This window comes from Kitasatospora sp. NEAU-69 (genome assembly GCF_057158765.1).
In genome coordinates this window covers 37,092-60,488 of the sequence record NZ_JBWXUE010000028.1, presented here as the reverse complement: position 1 = coordinate 60,488, position 23,397 = coordinate 37,092, and the positions used below count along the sequence as shown (strand labels likewise).

The window sequence follows — 23,397 nt, the reverse complement described above, 5'->3', positions numbered from 1 at the left end:
CCAAGACGCCGTGTTGGGCCTTGAAGGGCGGAGCTACGGTGTAACCACCCTCAACCCCCGGACGCCTGTTCCTGGTCGATCAGGCGCGAAACGGAGCGATCGTGTCGTACGAGAACTCTGCCGTCAGCGCAGCCGCCCCCACCCGCCACCACCGCCTGCTGGCCTGGGTCAGCGAGATCGCGGAGCTGACGCAGCCGGACCGCGTCGTCTGGTGTGATGGTTCCGAGGAGGAGTACCAGCGCCTCGCCGACCAGTTGGTCGAGGCCGGGACCTTCAAGAAGCTGAACCCCGAGAAGCGCCCGAACTCGTACTACGCCGCCTCCGACCCGAGCGATGTGGCGCGCGTCGAGGACCGCACCTTCATCTGCTCCGAGAAGGAGGAGGACGCGGGCCCGACCAACCACTGGAAGGCCCCCGCCGAGATGCGGGACATCTTCTCCGGTGCGAACGGCCTGTTCCGCGGCGCGATGAAGGGCCGCACGATGTACGTCGTGCCGTTCTCCATGGGCCCGGTCGGCTCCCCGCTGGCCGCCTACGGTGTCGAGCTGACCGACTCCGCCTACGTCGCCGTGTCGATGCGCGTGATGACCCGCATGGGCCAGGCCGTGCTCGACCAGCTCGGCGAGGACGGCGAGTTCGTCAAGGCCGTGCACACGCTCGGCGCCCCGCTCGCCGCCGGCGAGGCGGACGTGCCGTGGCCGTGCAACACCACCAAGTACATCTCGCACTTCCCCGAGACCCGCGAGATCTGGTCCTTCGGCTCCGGCTACGGCGGCAACGCGCTGCTCGGCAAGAAGTGCTACGCCCTGCGCATCGCCTCCACGATGGCCCGCGACGAGGGCTGGCTGGCCGAGCACATGCTCGTCCTGAAGCTCACCGCGCCGAACCAGGACGTCAAGTACATCGCGGCGGCCTTCCCGAGCGCCTGCGGCAAGACGAACCTGGCCATGCTCCAGCCGACGATCCCGGGCTGGAAGGTCGAGACGATCGGCGACGACATCGCCTGGATGCGCTTCGGCGCCGACGGCCAGCTCTACGCGATCAACCCGGAGGCCGGCTTCTTCGGCGTCGCCCCCGGCACCGGCGTGGACACCAACGCCAACGCGATCGAGACGCTCTGGGGCAACACCGTCTTCACTAACGTCGCGCTGACCGACGACGGTGACGTCTGGTGGGAGGGCCTGACCGAGGAGCCGCCGGCCCACCTGATCGACTGGCGCGGCAACGACTGGACGCCGGAGAGCGGCACCCCGGCCGCCCACCCGAACGCGCGGTTCGCCGTCCCGGCCGCGCAGTGCCCGACCATCGCCCCCGAGTGGGAGGACCAGGCGGGTGTGCCGATCTCGGCCATCCTGTTCGGCGGCCGCCGGGCCACCGCGGTCCCGCTGGTCACCGAGTCCTTCGACTGGCAGCATGGCGTCTTCCTGGGCTCGAACATCGCCTCGGAGAAGACCGCCGCCGCCGAGGGCACGGTCGGCGAGCTGCGCCGCGACCCGTTCGCGATGCTGCCCTTCTGCGGCTACAACATGGGCGACTACTTCGCGCACTGGCTGAAGCTGGGCGCGCAGGCCGACGCCACCAAGCTGCCGAAGATCTACTACGTCAACTGGTTCCGCAAGAACGCCGCGGGCAAGTTCGTCTGGCCGGGCTACGGCGAGAACAGCCGCGTGCTGAAGTGGATCGTCGAGCGCCTGCAGGGCACCGGCCAGGGCGTCGAGACCCCGATCGGCGTGCTGCCGACCAAGGACGCGCTCGACCTCTCCGGCCTCGACCTCACCGCCGAGGACCTGGAGCTGCTGCTCTCGGTGGACACCGACATCTGGCGCCAGGAGGCCGCGCTCATCCCGGCCCACCTGGAGCTGTTCGGCACCCACACCCCCGAGGCGCTCTGGGACGAGTACAAGGCGCTCGTCAAGCGCCTGGGCTGACCCGGCTGACCCGCACGGGTCCCGAAAGACCAGGTCCGGCCGCCGCTGCGGAGTGGCGCGGCGGCCGGACCGTAGTCCTGCAGAACGGAAAAGGTGCTTCACCCGTCATGGGTGGAGCACCTTTTCCGGCTTTCCGGTCAAGCACCTGCTACGGCTGCACGTACCCCGAGAGGAAGTCGCCGATCCGGGTCACCGCGTCCTCGATCTCCTCCGGGCGCGGCAGCGTGACCAGCCGGAAGTGGTCCGGCTCGGGCCAGTTGAAGCCGGTGCCCTGGACGATCAGGATCCGCTGCGCGCGCAGCAGGTCCAGCACCATCTGGGCGTCGTCCCTGATCTTGTACACCGACGGGTCGAGCCGCGGGAACGCGTACAGCGCGCCCTTCGGCTTCACGCAGCTCACCCCGGGGATCTCGTTGAGCAGCCGGTAAGCGGCGTCCCGGGACTCGCGCAGCCGACCGCCCGGCAGCACCAGGTCCTTGATCGACTGCCGCCCGCCGAGCGCGGCGGCCACCGCGTGCTGGGCCGGCATGTTGGCGCACAGCCGCATGCTGGCCAGCACGTTCAGGCCCTCGATGTAGCTGCGGGCGCGCTGCCGGTCGCCGGAGAGCACCATCCAGCCGGAGCGGAAGCCGGCCACCCGGTAGGCCTTGGACATCCCGTTGAACGTGACGCAGAACAGGTCCGGCGCCAGGGTGGCGAGCGGGGTGTGCTCGACGTCGTCGTAGAGGATCTTGTCGTAGATCTCGTCCGCGTAGATCACCAGCTTGTGCCGGCGGGCCAGCTCCGCGAGCCCCTCCAGCACCTCGCGCGGGTAGACCGCGCCGGTCGGGTTGTTCGGGTTGATCACCACGATGGCCCGGGTCCGGTCGGTCACCTTCGACTCGATGTCGGCGAGGTCCGGGTACCACTCGGACTGCTCGTCGCACCGGTAGTGCACGGCGGTGCCGCCGGCCAGGCTGACCGAGGCGGTCCACAGCGGGTAGTCCGGCGCGGGGACGAGCACCTCGTCGCCGTCGTCCAGCAGCGCGGTCATCGCGAGCTGGATCAGCTCGGAGACGCCGTTGCCGAGGAAGACGTCGTCCACGCTCAGGCCGTGCAGCCCGCGCTCCTCGTACTGCATGACGACGGCGCGGCGCGCGGCGAGCAGGCCCTTGGAGTCGCCGTAGCCGTGCGCGGAGGAGAGGTTGCGCAGGATGTCCTGCAGGATCTCGGGCGGCGCCTCGAAGCCGAACGCGGCGGGGTTGCCGGTGTTCAGCTTGAGGATGCGGTGGCCCTGCTCCTCCAGCCGCATCGCCTCGTCGAGAACCGGGCCGCGGATGTCGTAACAGACATTGGCGAGCTTGCTGGACTGGATCACCTGCATGAGCTCACTGTACGGCGAGCGGCCGGGCGACCGTGGCGTGTTGTTGCGCACGCCACGGTCGACCGGGTCGCTGCGGCCCCGGGGCGTCGGTGTCAGACCGGCGGCAGGCAGTAGACCGTCGGGCCGTAGGTGGCGAACAGGCGCTGGCCGTCGGTGGCCAGGTACCAGTCGTTCAGGCTCTGGCCGTTCTTGAACGTCCAGCGCAGCTTGGCCGCCTTGATGTCGATGGCGTAGACGCCCTCGTCGTACTGGCCCGGCACGAAGAGCGTGTCCTGCACCAGGACCGGCGGGCCCATCGCGGACGGCGTCTTCGGCAGCGCGCAGGTCCACAGCTGCTTTCCGGTGGCCGCGTCCCAGGCGAACGCGGCCGCACTGCCGTCGCTGCCGTAGACCACGCCGTTCGCCACGCAGACCGGGGTGAACATGGTCTGCACGCCGCTCGGGATCGCGAGCTTCCACACCTGGGTGCCGTCGCTCACCTTGACGGCCTGCAGCCCGGTGCCGTCCACCAGGCAGTAGGCCCGGGTGGCGTCCACCGTCGCGTCGAAGGCGGCCTTGGCGCCGGTGGCGGCGAACCAGGCCTGGTGGCCGTCCTTGCCGCTGCGGCAGACCAGGTTCTCCTGGTCGTCCGTGTAGTAGAGGTTCCCGTTCGCGGTCAGGCTGGAGATCATCGGGTCGGTGCCGGCCTTGCGCGGCTGGAACCAGGTCGCCTTGTCGGTGGCGATCGAGAACGCGATCACGCCGTCGGTCCCGGTGGTGCTGACCACGCCGGCCGGGCTGGTCGAGGCGAGCAGGTAGACGGACTGGTCGTCGGCGCCGAGGACCTGCTGGAAGGAGACCCAGTCGCCGTTCGGCGCGGTCTTCGTGGACGCCCAGTTCTGCTGGCCGCTGGCCGAGTCGAAGCCGACCACGGTGTTGTCGTTGGTGGTGTAGACGCGGCCGCCGGCGACCGCCGCGAACTGCGCGTTGACGTCCCGCCGGGCCCACTTCTCCTTGCCGGTGGTGACGTCCAGCGCGACCAGCGCCTCGCCGGGCGGGTGCAGCACGCCGGCCGAGAGCAGCGGGGGGATCGCCGCGAGCCGGCCCTGGGCGGCGTACGTCCAGAGCGGGGTCGGCGGCACGCCGTCGGGGCGGGTCGCGGTGGGCACGGGCAGCGGCGCGGCCGAGGCGCTCGCGGCGCTCGAACCGGCGGGGGCGGGGGTGGTGGCCGCGGTGGCCTGGCCGCTGGTGCTGCTCGTGCTGCTCGCGGCGGTCTTGGCGCTCTTGCCGCCGCCGCTGCTCAGCGCCCAGCCGGCGCCGCCGGCCGCGGCGAGCGCGACCAGGCCGCCGCCGATCAGCAGGCCGCGCCGGGGCGGCCGGGCCGGCTGACCCGGCTGATCCGTGGCGGGCGGCTGACTCGCGGGCGGCTGCGGAGTGGCCGGGCCGGCGCTGCCGAGCCTGACCGTCTCACCGGTGGCCGGACCGCTGCCGCCCGACCCGGCGCCCAGCCGCATCGTGCCCTCGGCGACGGGTGCGACGGGTGCGGACGGTGTCGCCGCTGCGACCGCGGCGGAGTCCAGCGTGGTCGCCGGGTGCGCGCTCGCGCTGCCCCGGGCCGGCGTCTCCATGTCCATCACCCGCGCCGCGTGCCGGGCCAGCGCGGAGGCCACCGGCGCCGGCAGCCAGCCGTCGCGCAGCACGGCCTCGGCGCCGTCGGGCACGAGCAGCTCGGCGAGCTCCTCGGGGGTCGGCCGCAGGGCCGGGTCCTTGGCCAGGCAGGTGGTGATCGCCGGGCGCAGCGCCTCGGGGAGCGCCGTCAGGTCGGCCTCGTCGTGCACCACCTTGTACAACTGCGCGGCCGCGCCCGAGGCGCTCTCGAACGGCCCGTGGCCGGTGGCCGCGAAGAGCAGCACCGAACCGAGCGAGAAGACGTCACCCGCCGGTCCCATCGCCTGGCCCGAGGCCTGCTCGGGGCACATGTACCCGGGCGAGCCGACCACGATCCCGGTCCGGGTCAGCTGATCTCCGTCCATCGCCCGTGCGATGCCGAAGTCGATCACCCGCGGGCCGTCGGCGGCCAGCAGCACGTTGGACGGCTTGAGGTCGCGGTGCACCAGCCCCGCCGCGTGCACCGCGCGCAGCGCCAGCGCCAGCCCGGCGCCGAGCGCCCGCACCGAGTGCTCGGGCAGCTTGCCGTGCGCCTGCACCGCCTCGGTCAGCGAGGGGCCCAGCACGTAGGCGGTGGCCAGCCACGGCAGCGGCCCGTTGACCTCGGCGTCCACCACGGGCGCGGTGTACGCGCCGTCGACCGCCCGCGCGGCCGCCACCTCGCGCCCGAAGCGCTCGCGGAACTCCGCGTCGCCGGCCAGCTCGGGGCGTACCACCTTGATCGCGACCGTGCGTCCGCCGGCCGAACGGGCGAGGTAGACCATGCCCATCCCGCCCGCACCGAGCCGGCTCAACAGCCGGTACGGACCGATCTCTTCGGGATCGGTGCTGTCCAATGGATCCATTTTCGGGGCTCCCCGTTCGTGTGACACAAGCGGGGAGATCGTACGGGTATGGCGGGCCGTCAGCCCGGGCAGGTGGTCACCGTGATCGAACTGATGGCTGCGGTGGTGGGCGGGGCGCTGGCGGCGCCGGTGCTGCGGGGGGCGGCGACCAGGTACGCGGTGCCGTACGGCGAGCCGCTGCGGGTCTGCGCCTGCGGCCGGGTGCCGTGGCTACTGCCGCTGACGGGCCGTTGCCCGGCGTGCGGCGCGCGCCTGGGTCCCACGCCGTACGCCGTCGAGGTGGTGGCGCTCGGCGTCGGCGCCGGGGTCGGGGCGGCGATCGGCTGGCCGATCGGCCCGCTGCTCGCCTGGGTGGCGCTGTTCGGCGTGCTGCTCGGCTTCGTGGACGTCGCCGTGCACCGCCTGCCGGACGCGCTCACGCTGCCGCTCGGCCTGGGCGCCGGGCTGCTGCTGGCCGGCGCCGCGCTGCTCGACCACCGGCCCGGGCTGCTGACCAGGTGTCTGCTCGGCGCGGGCGCGGCGGCGTTGCTTTACGGCGTGCTCTGGCTGCTCGGTCCGATGGGGCTCGGGGACGTCAAACTCGCCCCGACCGTCGGTGCGTTGCTCGCCTGGTACGGCTGGCGGATGCTCTACACCGGCGTCTTCGCGGGCTTCCTGCTGGCCGGCGTGTGGGGGATCGGGCTGCTGCTGAGCGGGCGGGCGGGACGCAAGGACCCGCTCCCGTTCGGGCCGTGCATGCTGCTGGGGGCGCTGCTCGCGCTGCTGACGGTGCGCTGACGCACCCGGCTCAGGGGCGGTAGGCCGGCAGGCCCTGCGGGTTGGTGGCGACCGGACGGGGCGTCAGCGAGCCGTCCGCGGGCATGCCCACCAGGCCGGCCGGGGTGCGGATGGTCAGCTCCTTGCCGTTCGGCGACCAGGCGGGCTCGGTGTAGTCGGTGGTGGCCTGCGGGGTGAGGTCCTCGACGAGGGGGTTCTGCTGGTCGAAGTGGTCCACGAAGAGGTGGTCGTGGCCGCCGACCGAGCGGACGAAGGCGACCGTGTTGCCGTCCGGCGAGAGCGCGGGCTCGGAGCCGGCGGTCAGCTTGTAGCCGTTGAGACGCAGGTAGTCGTCGCGGATGTAGACCTGACCGTCCGCGCTGTTCGCATAGGCCATCAGGCCCGTGGTGCCGGTGACGGTCGCCCAGTTGTTGCCGGCCGTCGGCAGCACGACGTCGGCCGGGTCCGAGGCGCCGATCCCCAGCGGGGCCGGGGCGGCCGAGCCGTTGGTGGGGACCTGCATCAGCTGGGTGATGCCGCCCTTCGCGACGGTGAAGACGAGGTCGTCGCGGTTGACCACGGCGGAGCTGGAGGGCTTCTCCAGCTTCCAGGTCGGGTGCGACCAGGTCTCGCCGCCGGGGTTGCGGGCCACGGTCACCTTGCCGGTCCCGTCCGGGTTGCTGGTCACCAGGTTGCCGGAGCCGTCGATGAAGACGGCGCGGGTGCCGTCGGGCGACCAGGCCAGGTCGCGCACCTGGGTGTGGAAGTCCACGGTCGCGTTGTCCAGCAGCACCATGTCGGTGCCGTTGCTGACGGTCAGCTGCGGTACCCCGGTCCCGTGCGCCGGCAGCGCGGAGGTCGGCGTGGCGGGGGGCGGCGTGGCGGCGGTCGGCAGCGCGGAGGTCGGCGCGCCGGAGGGGGTGCTGCGGTGCGTCGCGGTGGGGTTGCCCGGGACGGCGGTCGTCACCGGAGTCGGCGCGGCGGCGCCGGACGGCGCCGCCGCCGACGGGGCGTGGCCGGCCGGCGCCGAGGACGACGACGAGCTGCCGGCCGTGGTCTCGTCCGGGCCGCAGGCCGAGAGGAGCAGGGTGGAACCGACGCCGAGTGCGGCGGTCAGAGCGAGAGCAGCGGCGGATCCGCGGCGACGGCGAACGGCCATGGGAACTTCCCCCCGGAACAGAGCGTTGAGGCGGCTGGCGATGACTCAAGCATTCCCAGCGCACATCCTGATGGCGTCGGGTGGCTGTCACAGCCGTGCAACAGGCCCGCAGTCCTTCCGCCCGCTTCCCCGCTTCCCCGCCGTCCGCCGTCCCGCGGCTACGCCTCGCGGTGCACGGCGGTGAAGGCCATGTCCGCGTAGCGGTCGCCCGCCACCTGGCCGGCGATCGGCTCCAGCAGCGCCAGCTCGGCGGCGGTCAGCGTGATCCGGGTGGCCGCGACGTTCTCAAGCAGGCGGCTGCGCTTGCGGGTTCCGGGGATCGGCACCACGGTCAGGCCGTGCACCTCGGCCCGCTGCTGCACCCAGGCGAGGGCGATCTGCGCCGTGCTGGCGCCGTGCTCGGCGGCGATCGCGTGCAGCGGCGCGAGCAGGGCGGCGTTCGCCCTGGCGTTGTCGCCGGTGAAGCGCGGCAGGTGCCGGCGGAAGTCGCTGCCGGAGAGGTCCGTGCTCGCGTCGACGAAGGCACCGGTCAGCAGGCCCCGGCCGAGCGGCGAGTACGGCACGAAGGCGACCCCGAGCTCGGCGGCCGCGCCGACCGCGCTCTGCTCGACGTCGCGGCTGAAGACCGACCACTCCGACTGCAGGGCGGCGATCGGGTGGATCGCGTGCGCCTCGCGCAGTTCGGCGCCGGTGACCTCGCTCAGGCCGAGGTGCTTGACCTTGCCCTCCCGGACCAGCTCGGCCATGGTGCCGACGGACTCGGCGAGCGGGACGGCGGGGTCGCGGCGGTGCATGTAGTAGAGGTCGATGACATCGACGTTCAGGCGGCGCAGGCTGGCCTCGACCGCCGTCCTGATGTAGGCGGCGTCGTTGCGGATCCCCCGGAAGCGCGGGTCGTCGGCGCGGCGCTCGATGCCGAACTTGGTGGCCAGCGTGATCTCGTCACGGTGCGCGGCGACGAACGGCGCGAGGAACTCCTCGTTGGCGCCGAGGCCGTACATGTCGGCGGTGTCGATCAGGGTGGCGCCCGCCTCGACGGTGGCCTCCAGGGTGTCCCGGGCCGCCGAGTCGTCGGTCTCCCCGTACGCGTCGCTGATGCCCATGGCGCCGAAGCCCTGGACGCCGACGAGCGGGCCGCCGGTGCCCAGTTCGACCTTGCGGAGCTGTTCGATGGCGTTGCTCTTGATCGTCATGCCTGCCACGCTAGGACCTTCGAGTGCACTCCAGGCAAGTCCGTTTCTCGCGGGCGCTGATTCGGCGTCTGCTCAGCGCTTGCGGGCGAGCGTGACGCCGTCGCGGACCGGCAGCATGACCGACTCGACCCGCTCGTCCCGCGCGATGAACTCGTTGAGCCGGCGCATCGCCAGGTGGTGCTCCTCCTGGTAGGCGGGGTCGAGGACGCGGCCGCCGAGGAAGACGTTGTCCAGCACGACCAGGCCGCCGGGGCGCAGCCGCGGGACGATCTCCTCGTAGTACGCGGGGTAGTTCGCCTTGTCGGCGTCGATGAACGCGATGTCGATGGCCGGCTCGTCGGAGAGCGCCTGCAGCGTGTCCAGCGCCGGGCCGATCTTCAGGTCGATCCGGTCGGCCACGCCCGCGCGCTCCCAGAAGGGCTTTCCGATCGAGGTCCACTCCTCGCTGACGTCGCAGGCGAGCAGGTGTCCGCCCTCGGCCAGGCCGCGCGCGATGCAGATCGTGGAGTAGCCGGTGAAGACGCCGACCTCGACGGCGAAGCGCGCGCCGGTCAGCCGGGTGAGCATGGTCAGCAGTGCGCCCTCGTCGGAGGCGATCTGCATGCCGGCGGCGCCGCTGGTGGCCTCCCTGGTCGCGGTGACCAGCTCCTGGAGCACCTCGTCGGCGGGCGTGCAGTGGTCGAGCAGGTAGCTGCCGATGGTGGGATCGACGGGCTCCAGGTCGCCGCCGTCGATCGGGGCCGACCACTCGACGGTGAGCTCCTCCTGGGTCGCGAAGCGGAGCAGGTGGCGGGCGACCACGTCCTGCACGCGGGCGAGCGACTCGGCGTCGGCGGCGCGGGCGACCAGCTCCAGCTGGCGGCCGGTGGGGGTGGGGGCGAGGGTGCAGCTCCCGGCGGTGACGGTGATCGTGCCCCGGCCGTCGGCGTCGAGGGCGGTGGTGGCCTTGTGGCCCATGTGCGAGACGAGCTGCTTGATGTAGCGGGCGGGGCGGTCGGTGGTCACCCGGGCGATGGCGCGGGGCATGGGACTCCTTGGAGGTCGGGGCTTGAAGTAGCTGCCGCGCCAAGTGGCGAGGTTTCTCGCCACTTGGCGATGGGGTGATTCTGGTGGCTGAGCAGTCGGGTTGTCAAAGCGTCCAGATCTGTAGACACTTCGTTCATGGCAGATCAGCACACCGAGCAGCAGCACCCCGATGCCGACGGCGGCGCCCACGCCGACGTCGATGGGGGTGGAGTGCCGGGCGGAGAGTCGGGTGACCTGGTGCTGCGTTCACCGGAGCAGTTCAAGGCACTCGGGCATCCGATGCGGCACCGGATGGTCAACGTGCTGCGCCAGCGGCCCGCCACGCTAAGGCAGTTGGCCGAGGCGCTGGGGATGAGCAAGGGGACGATCGGCTACCACGTCCGGGTGCTGCGCGAGGCGGGCCTGGTCCGGCTGGCGGAGACCCGGCAGGTGCGCGGCGGCACCGAGCAGTACTTCGCACTGGTCAGCCACGGCTTCACGTTCGCGGAGGACGTGACGATCGGCGCCGAGTTCCTGATCAACGCGGCGCTCGGCGAGATGATGCCCGCGAAGCCGGGGCAGGCGGAGCACACCGTGCTGCGGCACCTGTGGCTGTCCCCGGGGGAGGCGCACGCGCTGGAGGCGAGGCTGCAGGCGATGGCGGCCGAACCGCACCAGGTGGACAGTGCGAAGGGGGAGCCGTACGGGCTGCTGGTCAGCCTCTTCCCGGTGGACGTGCCGAGCCTGCCGCCGGAGGACGGACAGGGCTGAGCGGCAGCCGCGCGGGGCGGGGCGGGCGGCATCAGCGCCCGGCGCGCCACCCCCGTCCGGCCACGCCCCGCACGCGGCCGGCCGGCCCGGCTCAGCCCTGCTTCCCGGCCACCCCGAAGGCAGTCGTGGCCAGCCGCAGCATGTACGGAGCCTCGCCGCCGTCGAGACCGGTCGGGTTGACCGAGTAGACGACCCGGCGGCTGAGGTCGCGGGTGGCGAAGACGCCGCTGGTGTAGCCGGGGCGGGAGCCGGTCTTGCCCCAGGCGACGACGCCGCCGATGGTGACGCTCTCCAGGCCCATGCTCATGCAGGCCCGGGTGGGCGTGGGACCGGTGGTGCAGTGGCTGCTGTGGTAGTTCGGGACGTCGGGGACGGTGAAGAGCATCTGCTGCTGGGCGGGCGGCAGCAGGCGGCCCCGGAACAGCGCGGTGATGAAGCGGTCCAGGTCGGGCGCGCTGGAGATCAGGCCGCCCTCGGCCCACGGCCACGGGCTCTGCTCGGTGACGTCGACCGGGTGCGAGGTGCCGTCCGGGTCGGTGACGTTCAGGTAGCCGTGCGCGGAGGGGTGGGACAGCTCCAGGTCGTCGGCGCTCGGCACCGAGGTGTCGTGCAGGCCGAGCGGGCGGATGATCCGGTTGCGCACCTCCTGCGCGTAGCTGTGGCTGGTGATCTTCTCGATCAGCAGCCCGGCGACGAAGGTGTTGATCCCGTTGTACTGCTGGGCCGTGCCGGGCTGGAAGCTCATCGGCTGGCCGGCCAGCGAGGCGACGACCTGTTCGGGCGTCCAGCTGTCCGAGCGGTGGGCGGCGAACCAGGCGGTCGAACCGTCGCCCCCCGCCCTGATGCCCCAACTGGGAAGTCCACTGGTGTGGTTGAGTAGTTCGCCGACCGTGATCGGCGGGTAGTTCGCGGGGAGCACGCCGGGCAGGTACGTCTGGACGGTGCCGTTGAGGTCGACGCGGTGCTCGGCGGCCAGTTGCAGCACCACGGTCGCGGTGAACATCTTCGAGATGGAGCCGATCCGGAACCGGCCGTTCGGGTCCACCGGCTTGCCGGTCTGCATGTCCCCGATGCCCGAGGAGCCCTCGAAGTGCCCGGCGCTGCCCGCGACCCGGACCAGTGCGCCGGTGACGTCGGCGCCGGGCCGCGCGGCGAGGACCTGCCGGATGGCCGCCGGGTCCAGCGGCGGCAGCGGTGCGGTGGCGCTCGCCGGGGCCGAGGCCGAGGCCGATGCCGAGGCCGATGCCGAAGGCGCGGCCGCAGTCGCGGCGAAGGCAGGTGCACTCGTGCCGACCGTCAGTGCGGCCAGCATTGCACCGGCAGCCGCCATGGTGGTCCAACGAGTGCGGTTCTTGGGCGAGTTCATTGATGATTTCCAGACTTTTCGTCAACTTGGCGGCTGGGCAACGGCTTGCGGCTCGTCGACGATTCTGTCGAAGGGCGACCGTTCGGCCATCCGGGATCACCCCCGACCGGCCCCCGGTCTCGCGCTCAGGGTTTTCCCTGAGAACCGCAGTGCCGAGCTGCGGCCTGCACGGCGCCGGGGGTCGCACCGGGTGCAGGGAAAGTGCTCCTGACATGGAGGGGTGGTGTTGGCCGGTCCACACCTGTAGTTTGTCGCTCCGGGGCAACTCGCTTATAGCGTCTACGTGTTGATGCTGATCAAGGTGCACGGAGAGGCACGGGGTGGGCAATGGCGCCGCTCCGCCGCACAGGAGGCCGCGGCACGTCAGCGGCATGTCAGCGGTACATCATCAGCGGTACACCATAGGCAGAGTGTCCTGTTTCCCGGAGCCGCGCAGAGTGGCACGGCTCCATGGCGGTGAGTACCGATCCGCCGTCCGCACGCTTCCGTTACGCGCCTTGTCATGAGGGGGAAGACCGTGACGCTTCCGTTAACCGACTCCGTACTGGCCCCTTGGGGATTCACCGAGTGGGTCGATGCCAACAGACGGAACGGGGTTACGTACGACATACCCGTACTGGGTGGCCTGAACGACGCGATTGTGAACATCGATGGGAGCAAACTGGTCAATTTCGCCGGTATCGGGTTCCTCGGCTGGCAGCACGACCCCGACGTACTGGAGAACTTCACTTCTGCCGCCGCCGACTACGGCTTGGTGACCGGCGGTTCGCGCATGACCCAGGGGATTTCCGAGCCCCACAGGGAAGTCGAGGACCTGCTCTGCCGGATCCTCGGCAAGGAACGGGCACTCACCTTCGCCTCCGGACTGCTGGCCAACGTCGGCTTCGTCAACGCGATGAGCGCCCGCTTCTCGTTCGACGACCAACCCGGGGTCGACAACGCCGACATGGTCTTCGTGCTCGACCGCGACAGCCACTGGAGCATGTGGAAGGCGGCCGAGAAGTTCGACCTCGGACGCAATCTCGTCACGTTCCGGCACAACGACACCGCGCACCTGCGCCGGGTCCTGGAGAAGCTGCGCGGCCGGAACGTGGTCGTCGGCTTCGAGACGGTCTACTCGGCCGACGGCACCATCGCCCCGATCGGGGAAATCCTGGACCTGTGCGAGGAGTTCGGCGCGGTCAGCTACGCCGACGACGCCAACGGCTTCATGGTCTACGGCAACGGCCAGCACCGGTTCGCCCAGGAGTACCAGGACCTGCGCCGGGCCACCTTCGTGATGATGTCCTTCTCGAAGGCCGTCGGGCTGGAGGGCGGCGCCATCGTCGGGCCGAACGACGCGATGGACGCGTTCGAGTACCTCTCCGGCACCTCCATGTTCACCGCGGCCATCCAGCCCCCGACGGCCAGCGCGATCGCCTACGTGCTGCGCCGGATGCTCCGGGAGCCGGCCGTGATGGGTGACTACCTCGACCGTGTCGACCGGCTCCGGGAGCGGCTGACCGAGATCGGCTGCACGATCAACCCGACCCCGACCTACATCACCTCCATCGCGCTGGGCGACGACGAGATCGCCGAGAAGGTGCGCCAGGAGTTCCACGACCGCGGCTACCTGGTGCCGGTCTTCCGCTACCCGGCCGTCAAGAAGAACCAGGCCGTCCTGCGGCTGCTGCTCAACAACCGGCTGTCCGAGGAACACCTGGACGGCTTCGTGGAGACGCTGGCCGACCTCAGGAAGACGTATGGCTTCTGATCCTGCCCTCCGGGTCAGGACGTTGCGCGGCGTGGACCAGGTGGACGAGCCCACCTGGTCCGCGCTGTGCGCGGCCGACGACTACCAGACGCTCGACTACCTGCGGGCGCTGACCGACGCCGGGCTCGACTGCTCGTTCCGCTTCTTCGTCGCCGAGGCGGCCGGCCGGCCGGTCGGCTACTGCTTCGGCTACCTCTTCCGCTACCCGGTCACCGAGCGGATCAAGGTGCGCGTGCTGCTGACCGGCTCGCCCGTCGACATCGGCAACGTGTTCCTGAACGACGGCCGTGATCCCGGGCCGTTCCTGCCGGAGCTGTTCGCCGAGGCCAGGCGCAGCCGAGCCGCCTACCTGCTGGTGCGCGACCTGTTCGGGACGCAGCAGGTCCGGCATCCCCGGCTGACCCGGATACCGCTCTTCTCGGAGTCGATCCTGCGGATGCGCTGGAGCTCGTTCGAGGAGTACCTGGGCTCGCTGCGCAGCGAGTACCGCCAGCCGCTGAAGAAGGTGCTGCGCTCGGTCGAGCGGGCGGGCTACCGGATCGAGAGCCGGCCGGGCCGGACCGTGACGCACCTGGCCGATCGGCTGCTCGCGCTCTGGCTGGAGGTGTTCCGGCGGCACCCGGAGGAGCGCGACCAGATCGAGCTCAACACCCGCTACTTCGAGGAGGTGCTGCGGTTGCCCGGGTCCGTCGTGCACCTGGCGTACAAGGAGGACCGGCTGATCGGCTTCACGCTGATCCAGGAGCACGGCGGTGTGGTCGACATGAAGTACTGCGGCTTCGACTACGCGGCGATGGGCCGCGACGAGCTCTACCGCGCGCTCTGCCTGCACGGGATCAGGCACGCCATCGAGGGTGGCTTCCACGCCACCAACTTCAGCATCTCCAACGAGCAGATCAAGGCCCGGCTCGGGTGCGAACCCAGGGACGTGCACGGCTATCTCGGCGCGGTCTCCCCGGTGGCCCGCCTGCTGAGCCTGCTGGGCGTCGAACGGCTGGCGCTGCGCGCCTACGCGACCTCGCCGCCACGGACCGGCAGCCCGGTGTTCCGGGCGTCGCAGGCACCGGCCGAGCAGCCCGAGCGGAGCCTGTCGTGAACGCCGCCCGGCCGAGCGGCCGTTCGCGTCCGGTGGCGCTGGTCACCGGCTGCTCCAGCGGCATCGGGCTGCGCACCGTGCCCGCCCTGGTGCGGCGCGGCTTCCACGTCGTCGCGACCATGCGCGACCTGTCCCGCCGGACCGCACTGGACGAGCTCCTGCAGACCGCCCTGCCCGGGCTCGCCGACGAGGGCCGGGCCGACGAGGGCCGGGCCGACGAGGGCTGGGCCGGCGAGCGCGTCACCGTGCTGCCGCTGGACGTGCTGCGGCAGGACACCATCGACGCCTGCGTCGGCGAGGTGCTGGAGCGCACCGGCCGGATCGACGTCCTGGTCAACAACGCCGGCATCGCGGCGCCGAACTACGTCGAGGAGGCGCCGCTCACCGAATGGCGCGAGCTGTTCGAGACCAACCTCTTCGGCCAGGTCGCCGTCACCAACGCGGTGCTGCCCTCGATGCGGGCCCGCCGCAGCGGCCGGGTGGTGATGGTCTCCAGCCTCGGCGGCCGGGTGCCGACCCTGATGCTGGGCGCCTACTGCGCGTCCAAGTTCGCGCTGGAGGGCTACGCCGAGACGCTGCGACTGGAACTGCGCCCCTTCGCGGTGCACGTCTCGCTGGTGGAACCCGGCGCGTTCCAGACCGAGATCTGGGACACCAAGGCGCTCGCCGAGCCGGTCCCGGTCGGCTCGCCGTACGCGGCGGAGTCGGCGAAGCTGCGGGAGTTCTACCGCGACTACATCGCCCGTCACCTCGGCGACCCCGACCGGGTCGCCGAGGTGATAGCGAAGGCCGCCCGCGACCGCCCGTCCCGCCTGCGGTACCCGGTCGGGGCCGACGCCTGGGTGCAGCTCGCGCTCCGGGCGGCGCTGCCGTGGGCGGCCTACGAGCGGGTGGCGAGGAAGCTGGTCGGCCTGCGGCCGTGACGCGCCGTCCGTGGACGCAGCGGGGCCCGCCGCACCTGCTCGGTGTGGCGGGCCCCGCTGGTGCGCTGCGGCCTCCCCCTCAAGAGGCCGCCGGCGCCGGAGTGTTACGGCTCGCTGTTACGGATCGCCGTCACGGCATGGCGTGGGCGTGGTTGCCGACGTTGGTGGAGAAGTCGTTGCCGTTCTTGGCGTCCCAGTTGGTGGACCAGGCCATCGCGCCGCGGATGGTCGGCCACTTGGCCGGCGGGACGAAGCTGCCGCAGTTGGTGCCGGTGGCGAGGCAGTCCAGCGCGTTGTTGACGACCGTCGAGTTCACGTAGCCGCCGCCCGCCGCCTGGCTGGAGGCCGGGACGCCGATGCCGACCTGGGACGGGTCGAGACCGCCCTGGATGTGCGTGCAGATCTGGCTGGTGATGAAGTCCTCGGTGCCCTGGTTGTAGACCTTGCCGTCGCAGCCGGGCATACCGCCGGAGTTGTAGAACTGGGTGTTGACGACGGTCAGGATGTCCTTGACGTTCAGCGCGAGCTGGAAGTAGCCACTGCTGGTGGTGTACATGTCCAGCGTCTGCGGGGCCATGGTCAGGATGAAGCCGCTGCCGACCTTGCCGGCCAGGGTGTGCAGGCTCTGCGCCATGTACGTCGGGTTGATGCCGTTCTCCAGGTCGATGTCGACACCGTCGAACCCGTACTGCTGGATCAGCGCGTAGGCGCTGTTCGCGAAGTTGGCGGCGGAGGTGGCGTCGCCGACGGTGATCGCGCCGTTCTGGCCGCCGACCGAGAGGACGACCTTCTTGCCGGCCGCGTGCTTGGCGGCGATGTCCGCCTTGAACTGGGCGGCCGTGTAACCGCCGAGGTTCGTCGCGAGGGTCGGGTCGATGGAGAAGGTGATCCCGCCGGGCGTGCTCGGGTCGGCGTTGGCGAACGAGACGGCGATGATGTCGTAGTTGCTCTGCACGTCGGAGAGCTTCTGGTCGGTCGCGCCGTTGTCGAAGTCCTGGTAGTAGCCGGTGAGGACGTGCTTCGGCAGCCCGGTGGCCGGAGGCGTGGGAGTGGGCGTCGGGGTCGGCGTGGGCGTGGGAGTGGGAGTCGGGGTCGGCGTGGGCGTGGGGGTGGGAGTCGGCGTAGGCGTCGGAGTGGGTGTCGGCGTGGGCGTCGGTGTCGGCGTGGGCGTGGGCGTGGGCGTGGGCGTCGGCGTCCCCGAACCCCCCGGCCCGGTCAGCGTGATGTCGTCCGCCCCGTAGGCGCTCTGCCCGTACCACCCGTGTACGTACACGGTGACGCTCGTCGTGCTCGCGCCCGTCGTGAACGTCGAGCTCAGCTGGTTCCAGCTGCTCTGGCTGGACCAGCTGGACGGGTCGGTCCCGCCGGTCCCGCTCGCGCCCAGGTAGACGTACGACCCCTGCACCCAGCCGGCCAGTGTGTAGCTGGAGTTGGGCTGCACCGCGACGGTCTGGCTGCACTGCGCGGTGTCCGAGCTGCTCGGCGCGGCCGAGAGCGCGTACGAGCCGCTGTGCACGGGGGTGCCGACCACGGACGCGCCGCCGGTACAGGCCCAGCCGGACAGGCTGCCGGTCTCGAAGCCGCCGTTGACGACCAGGTTGCCGACCGCGGCGCTGGCGCCGCCGGCGAAGACCGTCAGGCCGGCGGCGGCCAGCGTGAGGGCGGTGCCACCGGCGGCGAGCGCGGGCAGCACCCGGCGGCGGTGGTGGTGGGTGACCGTACGGGACATGAGGAACTCTCCTGGGGGAGGAGAGGAGCCGCCGCGGTGGGGGTCGCGGCGGCCCCGCGTGGGGGAGGAGGAACAGCGAAGCGAATCAGCGTGGGGTGGAGCAGAGCGGCAAGTGGCGAGCTGTTGAAGGGCGAACGGCTTCACCGCTTGCCGAACAAGCTGGACTAGACCAATGGCACGCGTCAAGGAGTCGTCCACCCCTTTACGGCTCCGTTAAGGAATCGGAGACCTCCCCGTGTCCGGCCCGCTCTGTGACCGTGACCACAGCCGGGGGTTCGTTCCGCAGTTGAACGAAAGCTGCTGCGACCTGCGGCTTTCCTCCTGGTCAGCGCGCCGGAGTAGGCTGCCCCCGGACCCGTGGCAGGAGGGCTGGGGGACCAGGGGGGATATGAGCCGGAGGGGCTGAAGCACCATGGGTCTGCGCGATCTCGTTGACCGCACGCCGGGTCTGCGGACTCTGCTCGGCGGCATGTACCGCGTCTACGGACAGCGGGTCGAGGCCCATCTGGACCGGGCGCCGCACCATGTCGGCGTGATCATGGACGGCAACCGGCGCTGGGCAAAGGCGAGCGGCGGCAGCGCCGCGTTCGGCCACCAGCGCGGCGCCGACAAGATCACCGAGTTCCTCGGCTGGTGCGACGAGACCAACATCGAGGTCGTCACGCTCTGGATGCTCTCCACCGACAACATGTCCCGCACGGCGGACGAGCTGGTCGCACTTCTCGGCATCATCGAGGACGCGGTGACCAAGCTGGCGGAGACCAAGCGCTACAAGATCCGCCCGGTCGGCGCTCTGGACGTGCTGCCGAGTCACACCGCCGAGATCCTCAAGAGCGCCGCGGTCGCGACCGAGCACCTGGAGGGCATCACGGTCAACGTCGCGGTCGGCTACGGCGGTCGGCACGAGATCGCCGACGCGGTCCGCTCGCTGCTGCTGGAGCACGCCGAGCGCGGCACCTCGATCGAGGAGCTGGCCGAGATCCTGGACGTCGAGCACATCGCCGAGCGCCTCTACACCAAGGGTCAGCCCGACCCGGACCTGGTGATCCGGACCTCGGGCGAGCAGCGGCTCTCCGGCTTCCTGCTCTGGCAGAGCGCGCACAGCGAGTTCTACTTCTGCGAGGCGTACTGGCCGGCCTTCCGCAAGGTCGACTTCCTGCGCGCGCTGCGTGCGTACGGCGACCGCAACCGCCGCTACGGCGGCTAGGTCCGGCTGGGCTTGGCTGGGTCGGGCCATGACCGGTTCGGTCCGGCCCAGTTCGGGCTCCGGGTCGAACCGGAACCCGATCTTCCAGCACGAGGTACCCCCGCACCCACCAGGGCCAAACGTTCATCAGGAGTGATCTCGCAGTTCGCCTCCGGCGGCATGCCGACCCCCTCTCAAGGGCATACCTATGGGAGAGACCGGAACCCTGCCCATCGGGGTCGCGGGGGCCGGTGACCGCGGGTGACGCAGGGTCACCCGCCCTGGAGGCCAAGTGGTCAGTACCAAGAGCCGCCGGACACCAGACCGGCGCACGTACGTCCTCGACACCAGCGTGCTGTTGGCCGACCCGCTCGCCATGACGCGCTTCGAGGAGCACGAAGTCGTACTCCCGGTGGTTGTCGTCACGGAGCTGGAGGCCAAGCGCCACCACCCCGAGCTGGGTTACTTCGCCCGCCAGGCCCTGCGCCTGCTGGACGACTACCGGGTCCGCTACGGGAGGCTCGACGAGCCCATCCCGGTCGGCGAGATCGGCGGTTCGATCCGCGTCGAGCTCAACCACTCGGACCCGTCGGTGCTGCCGGCCGGTTACCGGGTCGGCGGCGGCGAGGCGGACGCCCGGATCCTCGCGGTGGCCCGCAACCTCCAGGCCGAGGGGTACGACGTCACCGTCGTCTCCAAGGACCTCCCGATGCGGATCAAGGCCAGTGCCGTCGGCCTGCTCGCCGAGGAGTACCGGGCCGAGCTCGCGATCACGTCCGGTTGGACCGGAATGTCCGAACTGCCCGTCGCCGCCGACCAGGTGGACGAACTCTTCGGCGCGCCGCACGACGCCGCCGTGGAGGTCGAGGGGGCCGAGGAGCTCCCGGTGCACACCGGACTGGTGCTCAGCTCCGAGCGGGGGCGCGCGCTGGGCCGGGTCACCGTGGACGGCCGGGTCAAGCTGGTCCGCGGCGACCGCGAGGCGTTCGGCCTGCGCGGCCGCAGCGCCGAACAGCGGGTCGCGCTGGACGTGCTGCTCGACCCCGAGGTCGGCATCGTCTCGCTCGGCGGCCGGGCCGGCACCGGCAAGTCCGCGCTCGCGCTCTGCGCGGGCCTGGAGGCCGTGCTGGAGCGCCGGCAGCACCGCAAGGTGATGGTCTTCCGCCCGCTGTACGCGGTCGGCGGCCAGGAGCTGGGCTACCTGCCCGGTTCGGAGTCGGAGAAGATGAGCCCCTGGGCGCAGGCGGTCTTCGACACCCTGGGCGCGGTCACCACGCCCGCCGTGATCGAAGAGGTGATCTCCCGCGGGATGCTGGAGGTCCTGCCGCTGACCCACATCCGGGGGCGTTCGCTGCACGACGCGTTCGTGATCGTGGACGAGGCGCAGTCGCTGGAGCGCAACGTGCTGCTCACCGTGCTCTCCCGGATCGGCCAGGGCTCGCGGGTGGTGCTCACCCACGACGTGGCGCAGCGCGACAACCTGCGGGTCGGCCGCTACGACGGCGTGGTGGCCGTGGTCGAGAAGCTGAAGGGGCACCCGCTCTTCGCGCACATCACCCTCACCCGCTCCGAGCGTTCCCCGATCGCGGCGCTGGTGACCGAAATGCTGGAGGACATCCAGCCGTAGTCCGGCTCCGCGGGCGGCCCACCCGTCCGTAGGGCGACCCCAGTTGAACACGGCGCGCATTCCGGTGCGTGCGAACGATCCGCCCGGCTCCCGACCGCTGGTCCGAGCCGGGCGGATCGTCATCACATCGCACGGTCCGATGTCCAGAGGGCGATCAATTCCGGCCGTCCTGACGGATGTGAGCTTCGCCACGCAACCGGGAATTGCGCACCTGCGTCACCTTGCGGCATGGTGTGGGTTCTGTCAGGCCCCGCGTACGGCCCGAGGTTTGGGCGTCAACTCAATATCGACGGACCGTACGCCGCCCGAACACCCTGTCCGCACCGGCTGGTCCGGTGGCGGGCACCGGGCCCGTGTCTCCCGTGACCAGTGCAGGTGGAGGCCAGTGACCAGGGGCATGTTGCGCCCGCACGGTCACGCGTGGCGACGCTGGAAGGAAACCATGTGACTCGGATCTCGGTCCGGGGAGTCGCTGTGGCCTCCGCCACCGCCGTCACCGCCGTTGGTGCAGTCGTTGGTGTGGCTTCGGGTAGCGAGGCCAAGCCGGTTCAGGCGGTCGACGTCGCAGGAGCGACCCTGCTCGCGGACGTCCCGTCACCTGCCACCGCGCAGACCATCAGCGATGACATCAGCCAGCAGGCGTCCGCCCAGCAGGCGTCCGCCGATGCTGCGGCCAAGAAGGCTGCCGAGGAGGCCGCGCGCCAGAAGGCCGCTGCCGACGCGCAGGCGAAGGCCGACGCGGACAAGGCCGCCGCTGACGCGAAGGCTGCCGCCGACGCGCAGGCGAAGGCCGCTGCCGATGCCAAGGCCGCCGCTGACGCGAAGGCCGCCGCCGACGCGCAGGCTGCCGCCCGTGCGAAGGCCGTCTCCGCGCTCGCCGCCGCTTCCGCCGCCACCACCGACTCGGCCCCGGCCACCTCGGTGCCCACCGGCTCGGCGCAGTCGATCGCGGCCTCGATGATGTCGAGCAGCCAGTTCCAGTGCTTCAGCAACATCGTGACGCGCGAGAGCGGCTGGGACTACACGGCCACCAACGCGGGCTCCGGTGCCTACGGCCTGGTGCAGGCGCTGCCGGGTTCGAAGATGGCCTCGGCCGGCTCGGACTGGCGGACCAACCCCGCGACCCAGATCAAGTGGGGCCTCGGCTACATGAACGACCGTTACGGCAGCCCCTGCGGCGCCTGGTCGTTCTGGCAGGCCCACAGCTGGTACTAGGCCCGTCCTGGACACCAGTCGGAACCACCGGCGTCAGCCCCCGGCCCCCTGGCCGGGGGCTTCGCTGTTTTTCGGGGCCCGTTGGTCATAGCGTCACCCGGTCCGGGTAGCGTCATGGGGAAAGTCCAGGAAAAGCGGCAGTCAACGGAGGACCGCGCAATGGCACGGGACGGACAGGCCGGTCGCGGTGCTCTCAGAGCTGTGGCCCGGGGAGCATCCGCGCTGAGCCGCGCTGCGGCACGCCGGGCTGAGGCGGCGGAGCAGGCCGCGGCGGCCGGGGCCGCCGGACCGGCTGACGCGCCGTCGGCCCGTCCCGCCGAGCAGCTGCCCGCGCCGCGTCCGGCAGCCGCCGCGCCGGCCGCGGCCGGGGCGGTCTCCACCGTGGCGACCCAGGCGCAGGAGCAGGCCGTCGCGCAAACGGCGGCCGCCGTTCCGGCGCCGGCGCCGTCGCGCGAGTTCTACCCGCACCGCGATCGGCACCCGGGCCGCCCGGCCACGCCCGCCGAGGCGGTGCCGTGGGGTCTGCGGGTGGCCGCCGAGTCCACTTGGCGGCTGCTGCTGCTCGGCGTCGCGCTCTACGTGATCTTCTACGTGGTAGACACGCTCCGCCTGGTCGCCTTCGCGCTGCTGGCCGGTGTGCTGATCTCGGCGCTGCTGGAGCCGACCGTCTCCTGGCTGCGCCGGCGCGGTGTGCCGCGCTCGCTTGCGGCGCTGGGGACCTTCCTGGCCGGCCTGGCGAGCATCGGGCTGGTCGGCTGGTTCGTGTTCTGGCAGGTCACCACGAACATCAACAGCGTCTCCAGCCGGGCCCAGCAGGGCGTCCAGACGATGCACAACTGGCTGCTCAAGGGCCCGATGCACCTGACCCAGGGGCAGCTGTCGGACTTCACCAAGCAGCTCCAGGCCGTGATCGGCACCAACACCGCGCAGATCACTTCGTTCGGCTTCACCACCGTCGGCATCGTGGTCCAGGTCATCACCGGCGTGCTGCTGGCCGCCTTCACCACGTACTTCCTGCTCTACGACGGCGCCCGGATCTGGAGCTGGGCGCTGCGCGGGCTGCCCCAGCAGTCCCGGTACGCGATGGCGGGCGCCGGGCCGAAGGCCTGGGCCACGCTCACCGCGTACGTGCGCGGCACGGTGGCCGTCGCGTTCATCGACGCGCTCTGCATCGGGATCGGCATCCAGCTGCTCGGGGTGCCGCTGGCGATGCCGCTCGCGGTGATCATCTTCCTCGGCGCGTTCGTGCCGCTGGTCGGCGCGCTGGTCACCGGCACGCTGGCGGTGCTCGTCGCGCTGGTGACCAGCCACACCATCTACACGCCGCTGATGGTGGTGGTGGTGCTGGTGGCCGTCGCGCAGATCGAGGGACACCTGCTGCAACCGCTGATCCTGGGCCGGGCGGTGCGGGTGCACCCGCTCGCGGTGGTGCTCGGCGTGGCGTCCGGCTCGATCATCGGCGGGATCGGCGGCGCGATCGTCGCGGTGCCGCTGATCGCGGTGACCAACACCGTGGTCGGCCACCTGCGCCGGCGCAACGCGGCGGCCGACGAGGTGTTCGTCGCGCTGGAGGCGGCCCAGGAGGAGGCGGCCCACCAGGCCGAAGCCCACCAGGCGGAGACCCACCAGCCCGACCAGCCCCACCCGTCCCCGTCAGAGCAGTCGCAGCAGGCAGCGCAGCCCCAGCCGTCCCAGCAGGGCGAAGCGTCCGCCGTGGCCGTCGCGACGCGCTCGGCCGAGCCGGTCACCCCGCTGGATCCGGCGGATCCGGCGGATCGCACGGAGTCTGCGCCCGACCACTCCCCGGAGCGGCCCGCAGGCTCCTAAAGTGGCGT

17 protein-coding genes are annotated in these 23,397 nt (G+C 71.5%); 10 read left to right on the top strand and 7 right to left on the bottom strand.

The genetic code is table 11. The features are described 5' to 3' along the window. Positions 1-101: 101 nt before the first annotated feature. Positions 102-1,928, top strand: a complete 1,827-nt coding sequence (locus AC060L_RS28130) for a phosphoenolpyruvate carboxykinase (GTP) (RefSeq protein ID WP_483801751.1) — start codon at positions 102-104, stop codon at positions 1,926-1,928. Between the two features lie 148 nt (positions 1,929-2,076). On the opposite strand, the gene AC060L_RS28125 is transcribed toward AC060L_RS28130, so the two are convergent. Then, positions 2,077-3,291, bottom strand: a complete 1,215-nt coding sequence (locus tag AC060L_RS28125; RefSeq protein ID WP_483801750.1) for a pyridoxal phosphate-dependent aminotransferase — start codon at positions 3,289-3,291, stop codon at positions 2,077-2,079. A gap of 92 nt (positions 3,292-3,383) precedes the next feature. Beyond that, positions 3,384-5,783, bottom strand: a complete 2,400-nt coding sequence (locus AC060L_RS28120; protein ID WP_483801749.1) for a protein kinase domain-containing protein — start codon at positions 5,781-5,783, stop codon at positions 3,384-3,386. Between the two features lie 48 nt (positions 5,784-5,831). On the opposite strand from AC060L_RS28120, the gene AC060L_RS28115 reads away from it, so the two are divergent. Beyond that, on the top strand, positions 5,832-6,560 hold the full coding sequence (locus AC060L_RS28115; RefSeq protein ID WP_483801748.1) for a prepilin peptidase: 729 nt from the start codon (positions 5,832-5,834) through the stop codon (positions 6,558-6,560). A gap of 10 nt (positions 6,561-6,570) precedes the next feature. Here AC060L_RS28115 and AC060L_RS28110 read toward each other — a convergent pair whose 3' ends face one another. The 3 genes from AC060L_RS28110 to AC060L_RS28100 all read right to left on the bottom strand — a co-directional run bounded on the left by AC060L_RS28110 (position 6,571) and on the right by AC060L_RS28100 (position 9,917). After that, complete coding sequence (locus AC060L_RS28110) at positions 6,571-7,698, bottom strand: TolB family protein (RefSeq protein ID WP_483801747.1); 1,128 nt, start codon at positions 7,696-7,698, stop codon at positions 6,571-6,573. 158 nt (positions 7,699-7,856) lie between these two features. Continuing rightward, positions 7,857-8,891, bottom strand: coding sequence for an aldo/keto reductase (locus tag AC060L_RS28105; protein WP_483801746.1), 1,035 nt, complete (start codon positions 8,889-8,891; stop codon positions 7,857-7,859). Between the two features lie 72 nt (positions 8,892-8,963). Further along, the gene (locus AC060L_RS28100; protein WP_483801745.1) at positions 8,964-9,917 is read right to left on the bottom strand and encodes a DUF2218 domain-containing protein; all 954 of its coding nucleotides are present in this window, start codon (positions 9,915-9,917) and stop codon (positions 8,964-8,966) included. A 135-nt stretch (positions 9,918-10,052) separates the two neighbouring features. On the opposite strand from AC060L_RS28100, the gene AC060L_RS28095 reads away from it, so the two are divergent. After that, positions 10,053-10,667: an ArsR/SmtB family transcription factor gene (locus AC060L_RS28095; RefSeq protein ID WP_483801744.1), complete on the top strand. Its 615-nt coding sequence runs from the start codon at positions 10,053-10,055 to the stop codon at positions 10,665-10,667. Between the two features lie 91 nt (positions 10,668-10,758). Here the strand turns inward: AC060L_RS28095 and AC060L_RS28090 are convergent, their stop codons facing one another. Beyond that, positions 10,759-12,033 carry a serine hydrolase domain-containing protein gene (locus AC060L_RS28090; protein ID WP_483801743.1) on the bottom strand — a complete coding sequence of 425 codons (1,275 nt, stop codon included), beginning with the start codon at positions 12,031-12,033 and terminating at the stop codon, positions 10,759-10,761. 640 nt (positions 12,034-12,673) lie between these two features. On the opposite strand from AC060L_RS28090, the gene AC060L_RS28085 reads away from it, so the two are divergent. Genes AC060L_RS28085 through AC060L_RS28075 form a run of 3 tightly spaced genes read left to right on the top strand, consistent with a single transcriptional unit; the run spans position 12,674 to position 15,805 of the window. Next, positions 12,674-13,786: an aminotransferase class I/II-fold pyridoxal phosphate-dependent enzyme gene (locus tag AC060L_RS28085; protein WP_483801742.1), complete on the top strand. Its 1,113-nt coding sequence runs from the start codon at positions 12,674-12,676 to the stop codon at positions 13,784-13,786. Next, positions 13,776-14,882: a GNAT family N-acetyltransferase gene (locus tag AC060L_RS28080; RefSeq protein ID WP_483801741.1), complete on the top strand. Its 1,107-nt coding sequence runs from the start codon at positions 13,776-13,778 to the stop codon at positions 14,880-14,882. The genes AC060L_RS28085 and AC060L_RS28080 overlap by 11 nt, the downstream gene beginning before the upstream one ends. Then, complete coding sequence (locus AC060L_RS28075) at positions 14,879-15,805, top strand: SDR family NAD(P)-dependent oxidoreductase (protein WP_483801740.1); 927 nt, start codon at positions 14,879-14,881, stop codon at positions 15,803-15,805. Before AC060L_RS28080 ends, AC060L_RS28075 begins: the two co-directional genes overlap by 4 nt. 130 nt (positions 15,806-15,935) lie before the next feature. On the opposite strand, the gene AC060L_RS28070 is transcribed toward AC060L_RS28075, so the two are convergent. After that, positions 15,936-17,534 carry a chitinase gene (locus AC060L_RS28070; protein ID WP_483801739.1) on the bottom strand — a complete coding sequence of 533 codons (1,599 nt, stop codon included), beginning with the start codon at positions 17,532-17,534 and terminating at the stop codon, positions 15,936-15,938. 412 nt (positions 17,535-17,946) lie between these two features. Between AC060L_RS28070 and AC060L_RS28065 the strand changes: the two genes are divergently transcribed. The 4 genes from AC060L_RS28065 to AC060L_RS28050 all read left to right on the top strand — a co-directional run bounded on the left by AC060L_RS28065 (position 17,947) and on the right by AC060L_RS28050 (position 23,389). Continuing rightward, positions 17,947-18,741, top strand: a complete 795-nt coding sequence (locus AC060L_RS28065) for an isoprenyl transferase (protein WP_483801738.1) — start codon at positions 17,947-17,949, stop codon at positions 18,739-18,741. Between the two features lie 271 nt (positions 18,742-19,012). After that, a complete protein-coding gene (gene phoH2, locus AC060L_RS28060; protein WP_483801737.1) occupies positions 19,013-20,347 on the top strand; it encodes an RNA 5'-3' helicase PhoH2 in 1,335 nt (444 codons plus the stop codon). Positions 20,348-20,791: 444 nt separating this feature from the next. Continuing rightward, entirely contained in the window at positions 20,792-21,562 is a 771-nt protein-coding gene (locus tag AC060L_RS28055) for an aggregation-promoting factor C-terminal-like domain-containing protein (RefSeq protein WP_483801736.1), read from the top strand. Positions 21,563-21,763: 201 nt separating this feature from the next. After that, positions 21,764-23,389, top strand: coding sequence for an AI-2E family transporter (locus AC060L_RS28050; protein WP_483801735.1), 1,626 nt, complete (start codon positions 21,764-21,766; stop codon positions 23,387-23,389). The last annotated feature ends 8 nt before the right edge of the window (positions 23,390-23,397 follow it).